The organism is Acinetobacter sp. TR3, from assembly GCF_027105055.1.
GTDB lineage: Bacteria > Pseudomonadota > Gammaproteobacteria > Pseudomonadales > Moraxellaceae > Acinetobacter.
In genome coordinates this window covers 682,484-694,439 of sequence record NZ_CP114264.1, presented here as the reverse complement: position 1 = coordinate 694,439, position 11,956 = coordinate 682,484, and the positions used below count along the sequence as shown (strand labels likewise).

At 38.9% G+C, this 11,956-nt stretch carries 16 protein-coding genes and 1 pseudogene; 6 read left to right on the top strand and 11 right to left on the bottom strand.

Features of this window, described 5'->3' with window-relative positions; genetic code table 11:
• Nucleotides 1–6 precede the first annotated feature (6 nt).
• Nucleotides 7–774: a hydroxymethylpyrimidine/phosphomethylpyrimidine kinase gene (locus tag O1449_RS03310; RefSeq protein WP_269230410.1), complete on the top strand. Its 768-nt coding sequence runs from the start codon at nucleotides 7–9 to the stop codon at nucleotides 772–774.
• A gap of 57 nt (nucleotides 775–831) precedes the next feature.
• Here the strand turns inward: O1449_RS03310 and O1449_RS03305 are convergent.
• Nucleotides 832–1,524: pseudogene (locus O1449_RS03305) on the bottom strand (SDR family oxidoreductase).
• Nucleotides 1,525–1,534: 10 nt separating this feature from the next.
• Nucleotides 1,535–2,089 carry a glutathione S-transferase family protein gene (locus tag O1449_RS03300; protein ID WP_331276184.1) on the bottom strand — a complete coding sequence of 185 codons (555 nt, stop codon included), beginning with the start codon at nucleotides 2,087–2,089 and terminating at the stop codon, nucleotides 1,535–1,537.
• A gap of 118 nt (nucleotides 2,090–2,207) precedes the next feature.
• Between O1449_RS03300 and O1449_RS03295 the strand changes: the two genes are divergently transcribed.
• Entirely contained in the window at nucleotides 2,208–2,756 is a 549-nt protein-coding gene (locus O1449_RS03295) for a TetR/AcrR family transcriptional regulator (RefSeq protein ID WP_269239164.1), read from the top strand.
• Between the two features lie 157 nt (nucleotides 2,757–2,913).
• On the opposite strand, the gene O1449_RS03290 is transcribed toward O1449_RS03295, so the two are convergent.
• The 7 genes from O1449_RS03290 to O1449_RS03260 form a co-directional block, all read right to left on the bottom strand.
• Nucleotides 2,914–3,156: an acyl carrier protein gene (locus tag O1449_RS03290; RefSeq protein WP_269229744.1), complete on the bottom strand. Its 243-nt coding sequence runs from the start codon at nucleotides 3,154–3,156 to the stop codon at nucleotides 2,914–2,916.
• Between the two features lie 173 nt (nucleotides 3,157–3,329).
• Nucleotides 3,330–3,602: an acyl carrier protein gene (locus O1449_RS03285; RefSeq protein ID WP_269239163.1), complete on the bottom strand. Its 273-nt coding sequence runs from the start codon at nucleotides 3,600–3,602 to the stop codon at nucleotides 3,330–3,332.
• A gap of 185 nt (nucleotides 3,603–3,787) precedes the next feature.
• Nucleotides 3,788–4,024, bottom strand: coding sequence for an acyl carrier protein (gene acpP / locus O1449_RS03280; protein ID WP_004655272.1), 237 nt, complete (start codon nucleotides 4,022–4,024; stop codon nucleotides 3,788–3,790).
• Between the two features lie 86 nt (nucleotides 4,025–4,110).
• Nucleotides 4,111–4,845, bottom strand: coding sequence for a 3-oxoacyl-ACP reductase FabG (gene fabG / locus O1449_RS03275; protein WP_004663557.1), 735 nt, complete (start codon nucleotides 4,843–4,845; stop codon nucleotides 4,111–4,113).
• Nucleotides 4,842–5,834 carry an ACP S-malonyltransferase gene (gene fabD / locus O1449_RS03270; protein WP_269239162.1) on the bottom strand — a complete coding sequence of 331 codons (993 nt, stop codon included), beginning with the start codon at nucleotides 5,832–5,834 and terminating at the stop codon, nucleotides 4,842–4,844. The genes fabG and fabD overlap by 4 nt, the downstream gene beginning before the upstream one ends.
• Before the next feature lie 197 nt (nucleotides 5,835–6,031).
• Entirely contained in the window at nucleotides 6,032–6,217 is a 186-nt protein-coding gene (gene rpmF, locus O1449_RS03265) for a 50S ribosomal protein L32 (RefSeq protein WP_004638135.1), read from the bottom strand.
• Nucleotides 6,218–6,295: 78 nt separating this feature from the next.
• The gene (locus tag O1449_RS03260; protein WP_269239161.1) at nucleotides 6,296–6,856 is read right to left on the bottom strand and encodes a YceD family protein; all 561 of its coding nucleotides are present in this window, start codon (nucleotides 6,854–6,856) and stop codon (nucleotides 6,296–6,298) included.
• Nucleotides 6,857–6,951: 95 nt separating this feature from the next.
• On the opposite strand from O1449_RS03260, the gene O1449_RS03255 reads away from it, so the two are divergent.
• Both O1449_RS03255 and O1449_RS03250 read left to right on the top strand, forming a co-directional pair.
• Complete coding sequence (locus O1449_RS03255) at nucleotides 6,952–7,614, top strand: elongation factor P hydroxylase (RefSeq protein ID WP_269229740.1); 663 nt, start codon at nucleotides 6,952–6,954, stop codon at nucleotides 7,612–7,614.
• Between the two features lie 91 nt (nucleotides 7,615–7,705).
• Complete coding sequence (locus O1449_RS03250; RefSeq protein ID WP_269229739.1) at nucleotides 7,706–8,323, top strand: L-threonylcarbamoyladenylate synthase; 618 nt, start codon at nucleotides 7,706–7,708, stop codon at nucleotides 8,321–8,323.
• A 10-nt stretch (nucleotides 8,324–8,333) separates the two neighbouring features.
• Here O1449_RS03250 and O1449_RS03245 read toward each other — a convergent pair whose 3' ends face one another.
• Complete coding sequence (locus tag O1449_RS03245) at nucleotides 8,334–9,053, bottom strand: GNAT family N-acetyltransferase (RefSeq protein WP_269239160.1); 720 nt, start codon at nucleotides 9,051–9,053, stop codon at nucleotides 8,334–8,336.
• Between the two features lie 53 nt (nucleotides 9,054–9,106).
• Nucleotides 9,107–10,266 (bottom strand): IS3 family transposase gene (locus tag O1449_RS03240; protein WP_269238047.1). Its coding sequence is split into 2 segments (ribosomal slippage): nucleotides 9,107–10,032 and nucleotides 10,032–10,266, totalling 1,161 coding nucleotides; the frame shifts between segments, so codons are not numbered across the junction.
• A 273-nt stretch (nucleotides 10,267–10,539) separates the two neighbouring features.
• Here O1449_RS03240 and O1449_RS03235 point away from each other — a divergent pair.
• Together O1449_RS03235 and scpB are read left to right on the top strand one after the other, a co-directional pair.
• Nucleotides 10,540–11,334 (top strand): segregation and condensation protein A, encoded by a 795-nt coding sequence (locus O1449_RS03235; RefSeq protein ID WP_269239159.1) that lies wholly within the window; start codon nucleotides 10,540–10,542, stop codon nucleotides 11,332–11,334.
• Complete coding sequence (gene scpB / locus O1449_RS03230) at nucleotides 11,331–11,930, top strand: SMC-Scp complex subunit ScpB (protein ID WP_004663573.1); 600 nt, start codon at nucleotides 11,331–11,333, stop codon at nucleotides 11,928–11,930. The genes O1449_RS03235 and scpB overlap by 4 nt, the downstream gene beginning before the upstream one ends.
• The last annotated feature ends 26 nt before the right edge of the window (nucleotides 11,931–11,956 follow it).

Here is an 11,956-nt window from a genome sequence, read left to right as displayed (position 1 = left end):
ATGGCTGTGCGTCCTACCGTACTATGTTTTTCAGGTTTAGATCCATCGGGTGGTGCTGGCTTACAAGCAGATATTGAAGCAATTGGGCAAAGTGGCGCACATGCAGCAATTGCTTGTACTGCTTTAACCATTCAAAATTCGCAACAAGTGTTTGGTTTTGAAGCCACTTCAAAAGAGTTACTACTTGCTCAAGCAAATGCGGTAGTGGGTGATTTACCCATTAAATGTGTAAAATCAGGCATGCTGGGTACAACCGATAATATCGCAGCCTTAGCTGAGTTTTTAGGTCAACATCCAGATTATCTATATGTACTCGATCCAGTTTTAGTGGCAAATAGCGGAGGTTCACTCGGTGATCAAGCAACATTAGTTAAAGCATTTGTTGAATTAATTCCATTGGCAACCGTGATCACCCCCAATACCGTTGAATTAAGAGCCTTAACAGGTATTGATGATATTGAGCAAGCCACTCAAAAATTATTTGAAATGGGCGCAAAAGCGGTATTGGTGAAAGGTGGACATGAAGATACACCTGATCATATTCGCAATGTACTTTATACTGACGGCAAAATGATTGCTGAAAGCCATTGCCCTCGTTTAGAAGGTCAATATCATGGTTCAGGCTGTTCTTTGGCAAGCTTCATTGCAGGGCGTTTGGCTTTAGGCGATTCTTTAAAAATCGCCGTTCAACATGCCGAAACATGGTTGTTTGGCGTATTAAAACAGGCTGAGACACCTGTACCCAATGGGCAAAAGGTTCCAAAACGCTTTTAATACTTTAGTGGCAATGAATAGAAATATGCAGGTTTCTATTCATTTGCTCAAGATACACTAACGATAGTTCACACCATTATTCAAATCAAAAACTTCACCACTTAAACAATTGGGTGCTGCATCCGCTAACCAAAATGCCATATCTGCAATTTCTTGTGCTTGGCAAAACTGCTGATTCAAAGTGGCTTCTTTTAAACGTTTCTGTCTGTCAATCGGAATCTTTTGCATCATCTGAGTTTCAACAGGACCAGGTGCGAGGCTAAAGGTTTGAATATGATACTGGGCATGACTTCAAGCTAAACTACGCATCCCATTTATCAACCCTGCTTTTGAAATTCCATACCAAATATCAGGATGTCCCATTTGCCCTGCAATTGATGCAATACTAATGATGCGCCCAGATTGCTGTGTTTTAAACACACTCTCAGCCACATCTATACTCAATTGCATGGTATGAATCAGATTTACATTCATAATTTTTTGCATTTCTTCCCATGTATATGAACTTGCTGTAAGTGTATTCATATAGCCTGCATTATTAATCAGCACATCAAACTGCCCAATCTGCTGAATTGCGTTCTCAAGCTGATCATAATGCAGCATATCTGCTTGCCAATGATGTAAATTAGGATGTGAATATTGTGGTACATGGCGAGAAATATTATGCACTTCATAATGCTGATCTAAGAATTTCTGGGCAATTGCTTGCCCAATCCCTTGACTTGCTCCAGTGATAACCACTTTTTTCATCATCAACCTATTATTCATCTAATTCAATAAAATGCGGTAATTGTTGGAAACGTGCTAGCCAAGCTTGAACATCTGGATATTGATCTAATTCAATGTTTCCTTGATGCGCTAAAGCGATGTAGGGGTAACAGGCAATGTCTGCAATCGTAGCTGATTCACCAACCAACCAATGTCTTGTTTTTAAATGTTGATTCACCACTGCTAATGATGCATGTGACATCACAGTGACATGCTCGATATCAATATTCGGTTTCTTGATCAAATGAAATGCCCGAGCTGCCGATAAACTAGAAGCAATTCTTTGGTTAGCAAAAAACAACCACTCTAAAATACGTGTCATTGCGATTGTTTCTTGTGGAAACCAAAGCTGATGAGCATCATATGTTTTGGCTAGATAGCATAAAATTGCCTGTGAATCATGGATATATCTCCCCTGATCCTCTAAAACAGGAATCTGCCCTAAAGGATTGAGCTTTAGAAACTCTGCCGTTTTTTGTTCTTGATGAAGTAAATTTATAGAGACTTTTTCGTAGTCTAAATTCAGAAATGAAAGTAACAATCTGATTTTTTAACAATTTCCTGAGATTACAGTATTATAAAGTTTGATTGTCATCTTCTTTTGTGGTTATAGTTTTACTGTACCGAACGATCGGTACAAAAACAAGTGATCTGAGTAATTTTTTATGGATAAACCGACATTGATTCGATCTTTGTTAAGTATTTTTAGAGAATACGGCTATGAAGGTGCATCTTTATCTAAAATCTCAGAACGTACAGGTTTAGGTAAAGCCAGTTTGTACCATCATTTTCCAAATGGGAAACAACAAATGGCACAAGAGGTTTTGAGCTATTTAGAACAATGGCGCGAAGACAATATTTTTACTCATCTACAAAGCAGTACCCCGCCCATTGAACGCTTAGAAGCTTTAACAAATTCATTGAAGCAGGTGTACGAAAATGGTCATGTGGGATGCATTTTGGCAGTTTTGACCTTGAGTGAAGCTCACCAAATCTTCTTACCTCAAATCCAACCTGTCTTTTTAAGATTGATTGAAAACATTGCACTCGTTTTACAAGATGCAGGAATGACAGAGGATCAAGCTTTAGAACGGGCACAAGATACCGTGATACGCATTCAAGGGGCTTTAATCTTATCTAGAGCATTACAAAGCCCAACGCCTTTTTTACAATTAATGGATAAACTTCCTAAACAATTATTAAATCATATTTGAATTCTATAAAAAGGCGCATAGCGCGCCTTCTTGACTTGACGCAATTATCATCATAAGTACGTCTTGTAAATCTATGTATATTTTTAAGTTAATTCTTCATAGAGAACCACAAAAATGACTCCATGCTGCTTTCGATCAGCTCAAAGCATCATGCAATTTACGCATCTTCTCCCACAATATTCGCCATATAATCAATTGCAGATCGAACTGTGATAATTTTCTCTGCCTCTTCATATGGAATTTGAATACCAAACTCTCCTTCCAAAGCCATAATGAGTTCAACTACAGCCAATGAATCAGCACCTAAATCCTCTGTAAAAGATGCGTTAGGCAAAACCTCATCTTCATCCACACGCAATTCTTCAATGATGATTTCTTTAATACGTTTTGCGATATCCATAAAATTCCCTTTTGTTGTTATGATCTAATAAATTATTTTTAATAGCATAAAATTTATACACTCAAATAAATTATTTGCATATTAATAGTTTATTTTTTCTTGTAAAAATATGTATTTATTCTTTCAAGCATAAAATTAAATATCTAAAAAATCAGCTTTTTCTTAGCTTAAATCTAACTATCTTCTCCTACATGAGCTGCCACATAATCAATAGCATTACGGACTGAGAGAATTTTTTCTGCCTCTTCATCTGGAATCTCAATACCAAACTCTTCTTCAAAAGCCATAATCAGCTCAACAACATCCAAAGAGTCAGCGCCTAAATCATCTATAAAAGTTGCATTTGGTACAACTTCATCTTCATCTTCATCTTCATCTTCATCTTCATCTTCATCTTCACCAAGCTGCTCAATGATGATTTGTTTAATACGGTTGTCTATATTCATAAAGTTTCCTTTTGTTTTTATGATTTAGTAAGTTATTTTAAATAGAGTAAATTTTATACATCTAAATAAATTATTCTCATATTTATCGTTTATTTTTCTTGTAAGATATTTTTACATCTATTCATATGAAAAGTTGAACATATAAAAAAGCCACCGAAAAGGTGGCTTTTAATCATGCGATATGATTAACCAAGTTTTTTGGTTACATAATCAATTGCAGATTGAACAGTCGTGATTTCATTAGAATCTTCGTCTGGAATCGTGATGTCAAAATCATTTTCGAAAGACATTACAAGTTCAACCAAATCTAAAGAGTCAGCACCTAAGTCATCCATAAAAGATGCTTCGTTTTTAATCTCTTCGGCACGCATACCTAATTGTTCAGCTACAGCTTGTTTGATGCGTTGTTCGATATCGCTCACAGGAATTCTCCTCATTGCTTGTGGCGTTTTAATTTGCCACTAGTTTAATTGAATATAAAAACTTTTAAAAGTTTATACATCGCCAGTTAGGCCATGTATAGCCCACCATTTACGTGTAAAACTGTACCAGTAATGTAACTAGCCTTATCACTAGCCAAGAAACTCACTGCATCAGCAATATCTTGAGGTTCACCTAGACGACTTAAAGCTACTTGATCAGTCATTTTTTTACGAATATCTTCGCTTAACTGATCAGTCATTTCAGTGGCAATGAAACCAGGTGCAACACTGTTCACTGTAATCTGACGACTCCCCATCTCTTTGGCTAAGCTACGACTGAATGCTTCAATCCCTGCTTTTGCTGCTGAGTAGTTCGCCTGTCCAGGGTTGGCAAAATGTGCAACCACTGAACTAATGTTAATAATGCGGCCAAAACGTGCTTTGGTCATGCCCTTCAATACACGCTTAGATAAGCGGTAAACGGCTTTGAGGTGAATGTTGAGAATATCGTCCCAATCATCTTCCGACATACGAAGCAACAAGTTATCTTTGGTAATGCCTGCGTTGTTCACCAAGATCAGTACTGAACCATATTTCTGTTCAATATCTGATACAAGTGCATCAATCGCTGCACCATCACGAACATCGAGTACAGCACCTGCTCCATGTTCAGCAAAGCTTTCTGTCAGTTTTTGCGCACCTGATTCAGAAGTTGCGGTGCCTACCACAAAATAACCGTCTTGAATGAGTTGCTGTGCAATTGCTGCGCCAATACCACGGCTTGCTCCTGTCACTAACGCAACTTTTCGTTGTTGTGTCATGCAATTTTTCCTTCTGCCACTAACACTGCGTTTAGGGCATCTTCCATACGTGCTTTGCTATCAATCGCAAATGCTTTTTCTATGTTGGGTAATCGCTTGGCAAGATTGCTGAGTACTGTACCTGGTCCACATTCAACCACATACTGCACACCTTCATCTTGAAGATATTGCATGGTACGTGTCCATTGAACTGACTGATATAACTGAGCCGTCAATGCCTGTCGTAATTGAGCAACATCTGTCGCGATTTCCGCGTTGACATTTTGTATTACAGGAAGGTGGGGTAGCTCAATGGCAGTTTGTTCCAAAGCTTCAGCAAACTTTTCTGCTGCTGGTTTCATCAAGGTACAATGTGACGGAACAGAAACAGGCAATGCAATCGCTTTACCTGATTGCTCTTTTGCTTCAGCCATGACTTGCTGAACCAAAGCTGTACTGCCTGCAATCACCACCTGACCTTGCGCATTATAATTCGCCGCTTCAACCGAACCTTGACCAGCCGCAGTTACATTCACTTTTTGGCAAAGCTCGATCACTTTCTCATCGGCTAAACCAAGAATTGCAGCCATTGCGCCTGTACCTTGAGGAACAGCACTCTGCATCAATTTTCCGCGTAAATGGACTAATTTAACCGCGTCAGCTAGAGTCATTGCCTCTGCTGCAACAAGCGCACTATATTCTCCCAAAGAATGTCCAGCCAAGTATTTCGGTGCTATACCACCTAACTCTAACCATACACGCCATAAGGCAATACTTGCTGTTAGCAGAACTGGTTGAGTATTTTCAGTTTGATCTAAACCCTCACCACTTTGGGCAATCTGCCAAAGATCGAAACCAAGTGCTGCTGATGCTTCTGCAAAGGTATCTCGAACGACACTAAACTGCTCTGCAAGCTCAGCCAACATCCCTACTTTTTGTGAACCCTGACCAGGAAAAACAAATGCTGTTTTTGTTGCTTGAGCAGCCTGCTCAAGTCGCTTAGTCGACATATAAAAATCCTTAAAATGGTCTATCGCCAGTTTTATCAACCCTCATGATTCTAGATGAGAATGACAACAGACTCTTTTCCGATGCGGCAATTTACCATTGATTAAATCGTTTTTTAATTGCGAAAAACAACAAAAAAGGGAGCTTTCGCTCCCATTTTTTTTATACTTTAAGCTAACGCTTAATGCATATAACTCAATTATTCAGCATCAGCTGCTTTAGCGAATAATTGACGACCACGGTAAATACCGTCTTTAGTCACGTGGTGACGACGATGAGTTTCACCAGTAGTTTGGTCTACAGATAATGCATTCTCGGTTAAAGCGTCATGTGAACGGCGCATGTCACGGCGAGAGCGACTTTTACGGTTTTGCTGAACGGCCATGATGGCTCCTTACAAAGATCGAAAAATGGATCAGAACAAATTCAGTTGTCTTAACTCAACAGGATAACACAATTTGTGTTATGAGTTAAGTTTGCCTTTCAAACTTGCCAAAACATCAAACGGATTATCCCGTTTTTCTTCGACAACGTCCTGAACGACAGGTTGATGTTTATGCTCACAAACATCATGTTTGGGAGACAAAGGCATCAACAATAACAATTCATCTTCTAGTAATGCGAGTAAATCAATCGAAGCAGGTGTATCAATACTCCCTTTTTTCGACGATTCACTTTCACCTAAAACGATGAAATCAGCATCCTCATCCAATCGCTCTATCAGTGACTCATCATCAATTAAAGCTAAATGAAATTCTGAGACTAATTCAATTTCAACAGGTCCCAAACAACGTTGGCATTCCATTGGAACTTTAGTATCAATATGTCCATCTAACCATACAATGCGATGATAGGCATCCATTGATAGCTTACAGTCTATGTTGATCAATTGATCATCAATTGAACCAACAGCTTCTCGAGCAATACGAGCAAAGCGAGACAATGGCAGTGTTCCTGACCATGTATAGCCCTGTTCAGCCCATTTAAATGGCTCGATTTGGCTTGGAAAAGTATTTGCTGACATAATTAAGGCGGCAATTCTACAAATTCATCGGTACTCTGTCAAAGATTAAGATACAATTTTGCACTTCTTTAGACAGAACTCGTGGTAACACAGCAATGCATCTGTTGCAGCCGCAACTTGAAGTAACAACTTCATCACTTGTTAGCCCCCATTCAATCAATGCTCCTATGTTAACACCAGATCAAGTGCAACGCTCATCTTGGCAAGAGTTAACAACAGAACCAGAACAGGTTGATTGGCTTATTTTACACTTTAATGATTGGTTTTCCCACCATAATGTCACGCTTGTTAAAGGTGATTTTGAACCAGAATATTTCCCAGCGATAAATCAACAACCTGCAAAAATCCAATTTGCACATGGTTTCTTTAACAGTGCCTTACATGAAATTAGTCATTGGAGTATTTCAGGTGAAAAACGTCGCCTTTTACCTGATTTAGGTTATTGGTATGCACCCGATGGTCGTACTGCAGAACAGCAAGCTTTATTTGAACAAGTTGAAATTAAGCCTCAAGCCATTGAATGGTTATTTGCAACAGCCTTTGGTCGAAAGTTTCGTGTCTCTTTAGATAACCTAACGGGTGATAGCGGCAATGGGACACAATTTAAAGATAATGTTTTTGCTCAAGTACAACGTTATTTTTCAGGTGAAGCCACTTTACCACGAGATGCTGCACTTTTTATTCACTATATCTGTGTTTGTACCCGTAATGGCTTACCATTACAACTAAATGAATTTAAACGTGAATTACTTGATTGAATGACAAAATTAACACATCTAAGACTTGCATCTTTACTAGAACAAGTTTCATACTTAATTCAGCCATAAAGATCAGGGAGTTACAATAATAATGTTACATTTACATATTCATCCTGAAAATCCACAGGCTCGCTTAATCACACAAGCCGTTGAGCGTATTCGTGCGGGTGATGTTGTGGTTTATCCAACAGATGCAGCCTATGCGATTGGTTGTCAGATTGGGAATAAAAGTGCGATGGAGCGAATAGCTCAAATTCGTGGCTTAGGTCCTAAACATCAATATGCAATTATGTGTTGTGATTTATCGGATATTGCAACTTATGCAAAAGTCGATAATGCGATGTACAGACTGTTAAAAGCCAATACCCCTGCTATTACTACATTTATTTTACCTGCCACCAGTGAAGTGCCAAAGCGCTTAATGCACCCAAAGAAAAAAACAATTGGTCTGCGCATTCCAAGTAATCCTGTTGCACAAGCTTTATTACAAGAACTTGGTGAACCGTTATTAACCAGTACATTGATCTTGCCTGATCAAAAAGATCCGCTTGATGATCCTTATGATATTGAAAATCAACTGGCCAAACGAATTGACGTGTTTATTGATAGTGGTTTTGGCACTTTATCGACTACGAGTATTGTAGATTTATCAGGAGAAAATCCTGTAGTTGTCCGTCGTGGTGTGGGTGATGTCAGTGCTTTTGAGTAAGCACTGATCTTTAGTCGATAAAAAATTCTGAAAGACGTTGTTTCTGAAAACCCTGCGCATCAAAATTATCAGGACTCAGCCATTGCTGATAGGTTTTCTCCAAGTCTGACCATTCCTCATCAATGATTGAAAACCATACGGTATTTCGGTTTCGGTTTTTCACAATTCTGTCTTGGCGGAATAAACCTTCATATTGAAAACCAAAGCGTAATGCTGCAGCTTTAGAAGGCGCATTACAATCATCACATTTCCATTCAATACGTCTAAAACCTTGTGCAAAACATTGTTCTAGCAGTAAAAAAATTGTTTCAGTTGATGCCTTTGATTTTTTCATTTTATGTGAAAAATAAACATTACCAATCTCAATCACGCCATGCCCAAGCCTCGGATTTAACAAAGCAACCCAACCTTGTATCTCTTCAGCAACTTGAATTAGAAAGTGAGTGGAATCTTTAAAGCCGAATAAGTTGTCTAATGAATCTTTTAAACTATGTTGGCTATGTGGTGCAGAATATGGCAGATAAGTCCAGCATTGCTCATCGGGTTCTGTGGATACAACTTCCCATAACTGTTCTGCGACCTGATTCGTAATTCCATCTGCTACATCAATCAACTGAACGTATTGCCCAAATAATTTTCCCTGCACGGGTGAAGCTGTCACATTTTCTTCAAGCGAAAAGCCTATCGTTTGTCCGAACTGATTCTGTTGTGTTTTTAAATAATTTTTCATGGTGACTTATAGTTTAGAAATATGATGTTTAATGGCAGATTTAAGCATTGATCCTAGACAGTATCGTGGACAACCGATCCCTCTAAATTCTTGAAATATTTCTGTTCAAAGGCTTCTGGACTTAACCAGCCATTTGCAGAATGCCTTCTGATTCGATTGTAGTAAACTTCAATATACTCAAACAAGATAGCATTTGCCTCTTTTCTCGTAGAAAATACACTGCCATGTACTACATGCCCCTTCAGGGTATGGAAGAAGCTTTCGGTCACTGCATTGTCCCAACAGTTTCCTCGTCTAGACATGCTTTGAATACAGTTATTCGTCAATAATAGCGCCCTAAAATCACGACTACAGTACTGACTACCTTGATCCGAATGCACCATGACACCCGTTGGATAACCCTGACGAGCCATTGCATAATTAAACGCATCACACACCAATTGGCGGTCTATTCGATGGCTGGTTTGCCAACCCACAATACGACGGCTGAATAGATCTAGCATCACACATAAATACAGCCAGCCTTCTTTAGTTCGGATATAGGTAATATCCGTTGTCCAAACTTTATTAGGCTGAGTAACTGTAAATTGGCGATCCAACAAATTTGATGCTGTAGACAAACGATGGTTTGAATCAGTCGTATGCTTGTATTTACGTGCAATCCTACTACGTAAACCAAGCTTTTTTAGCATCCTTCCAACGGTACGTTCGCTCATGCGATAACCTAAATCACGCATGTCATGTACCAATGACGGTGCACCCAAGCGCGCATGATGCTGCCAATATACAACTTTTAAATCATTGTATTTCTGCGCTGTATTGGTCTGGCGTTTTCGCCAGGCATAATAGCCTGAAGTGCTGACATCTAGGCATTTACAGACAGAAGACACAGTGACTTCATTTATATCCATATCTTGAATTACCGTGTACTTTTCTTGGCATGATCTGTCAGAAAGTACACATGCGCTTTTTTTAAGATGTCATTGGCTTCCTTGAGCTGTTTGACTTCTTTTTCTAATTCCAAGATCCGCTGTTGTTCAGGAGAAAGTTGACGTTTGCTTGAACCTACTGGATTGGCTTCACGAATCCATTTATCTAAGGTTGAATAACCCACACCTAATTTATGGGCGATTGCAGCTATAGGCTCGTGGGAGTTTGAAAGTGCATGATCAATTGCTTGCTGTTTAAATTCCGGACTAAAACGTTTAGCCATTTCTTGGATCTCCAAAGATTGAAGTTACGTTATCTTTAGAGGGACATGCTGTCCATTATTTTGGCTAGGATCACATAAGATTTTTATATCATCCATATTCGCTTGCATAAGTATAGAAAATACCCTGAGAACTTTAAGGTTTTTGTAAGTGAGTAATTTATTAAATGAAGGATTTCGATTAGAATAGGCTTGCTTGTAGCATGTGTCACTTTCTTGAACACAAAAAAATCATCCTTTCATGCTTTTGAAAATTCGCGTGGCTTATAAACGGTAATGAATCAAATTCTTCCTTCGACCTTGGAATTAATTCCTTCCATTCGTGTGCTTGACGAGTGGCAAGAAGTCATACCTGAAGATTTGTACATTCCACCTGCCGCATTTGAAATTTTACTGGAGCAGTTTGAAGGACCATTAGACTTTCTGATTTATTTGATTCAGAAAAATGGCTTTGATCTTTTACAACTCGATATCTCTCCAATCGCAACACAGTATCTATCCTATATGGATAGTATGAAGTCTTTGAATATCGAATTAACTGCAGATTATATGGTGATGGCAGCACTACTCGCTGATTTGAAATCACGATTATTGCTTCCAAAACCAATTATAGTTGATCAATTTGAAAAAGATCCTAAACAAGATTTGATTGATCGTTTAGAAACATACCTCCGTATTAAGCAAGCGGCTGAACGATTGGGGCAAATGCCAATCTTTGAAAGAGATACTTTTAGTGCCAATGTAAGTATTGGACATATTGCTCCAATTTATGAAGGTTATGATGTCGATGCCTTACGTGATGCACTATTTTGTGTGTTTAATCGTCCAGAACCGATTACACATATTGTTGCGCAGGAACCAGTACTGCTCGAAGAACGTATAGCATTTATTGAAAGCCAACTTGCATCAGGTCAAGCATTAAGTTTTATGGAATTATTAAATCCTATGCAAGGTCGTATGGGCATGGTGGTGACTTTTATGGCAGTGCTTGAACTCACGCGCCAGCAAAAAATTCAAATCATCCATACAGGTATTGAAGCTCCTTTAACAGTTCAAGGCATTGCAGCATGAGTTTAGATCCATTTGACACCAATGAAGGAATGTCACTTGAAGATATTCATCACGATGTCTTATTACAGATTGAAGCAATTTTGTTCGCCAGTGACTCACCAGTTTCACTTGCACGACTAAAAGAAGCATTTCAAAACCAATATAATAAACAACAATTACGTCATTTTTTGCAGCAACTTGCGATGTTGCAACATGGCCGTTCAATTGAGTTAATTGAGACGGCTCAAGGGTTCCGTTTTCAGGTGCGAGCAAAGTATCGCAATATTATTGCGCAGGTTTGGCCAGAACGCCCAACCAAATTATCGCCCTCGCTACTCGAAACAGTCGCAGTGATTGCATACCATCAGCCCGTTACACGTGCTGATATTGAACAGATTCGTGGTGTATCGAATAATAGTCAGATCTTGAGAAACTTATTTGACTGGAACTGGATCAAAGAATCTGGTTTTAGAGATCTACCTGGAAGACCTGCGTTGTTAGTCACAACGCCCCAATTTTTAAATGCATTTGGTTTAGCTTCGCTAGGTCAATTGCCTCCCCTGCAGAACGCCAAGGAAGCATTCATGACACTCGATGCACATGCACCGAAGTCTTGAGAGGTGAACTGTTGATCATTATGTCT

Bases quoted from the DNA above. Each gene is read 5' to 3' on its own strand.
- fabD (WP_269239162.1), bottom strand. From the start codon at position 5,834: ATGTCGACTAAGCGACTTGAGCAGGCTGCTCAAGCAACAAAAACAGCA.
- O1449_RS03235 (WP_269239159.1), top strand. From the start codon at position 10,540: ATGAATCAAATTCTTCCTTCGACCTTGGAATTAATTCCTTCCATTCGT.
- O1449_RS03255 (WP_269229740.1), top strand. From the start codon at position 6,952: ATGCATCTGTTGCAGCCGCAACTTGAAGTAACAACTTCATCACTTGTT.
- O1449_RS03260 (WP_269239161.1), bottom strand. From the start codon at position 6,856: ATGTCAGCAAATACTTTTCCAAGCCAAATCGAGCCATTTAAATGGGCT.
- O1449_RS03250 (WP_269229739.1), top strand. From the start codon at position 7,706: ATGTTACATTTACATATTCATCCTGAAAATCCACAGGCTCGCTTAATC.
- scpB (WP_004663573.1), top strand. From the start codon at position 11,331: ATGAGTTTAGATCCATTTGACACCAATGAAGGAATGTCACTTGAAGAT.
- fabG (WP_004663557.1), bottom strand. From the start codon at position 4,845: ATGACACAACAACGAAAAGTTGCGTTAGTGACAGGAGCAAGCCGTGGT.
- rpmF (WP_004638135.1), bottom strand. From the start codon at position 6,217: ATGGCCGTTCAGCAAAACCGTAAAAGTCGCTCTCGCCGTGACATGCGC.
- O1449_RS03290 (WP_269229744.1), bottom strand. From the start codon at position 3,156: ATGGATATCGCAAAACGTATTAAAGAAATCATCATTGAAGAATTGCGT.
- O1449_RS03295 (WP_269239164.1), top strand. From the start codon at position 2,208: ATGGATAAACCGACATTGATTCGATCTTTGTTAAGTATTTTTAGAGAA.
- O1449_RS03245 (WP_269239160.1), bottom strand. From the start codon at position 9,053: ATGAAAAATTATTTAAAAACACAACAGAATCAGTTCGGACAAACGATA.
- O1449_RS03285 (WP_269239163.1), bottom strand. From the start codon at position 3,602: ATGAATATAGACAACCGTATTAAACAAATCATCATTGAGCAGCTTGGT.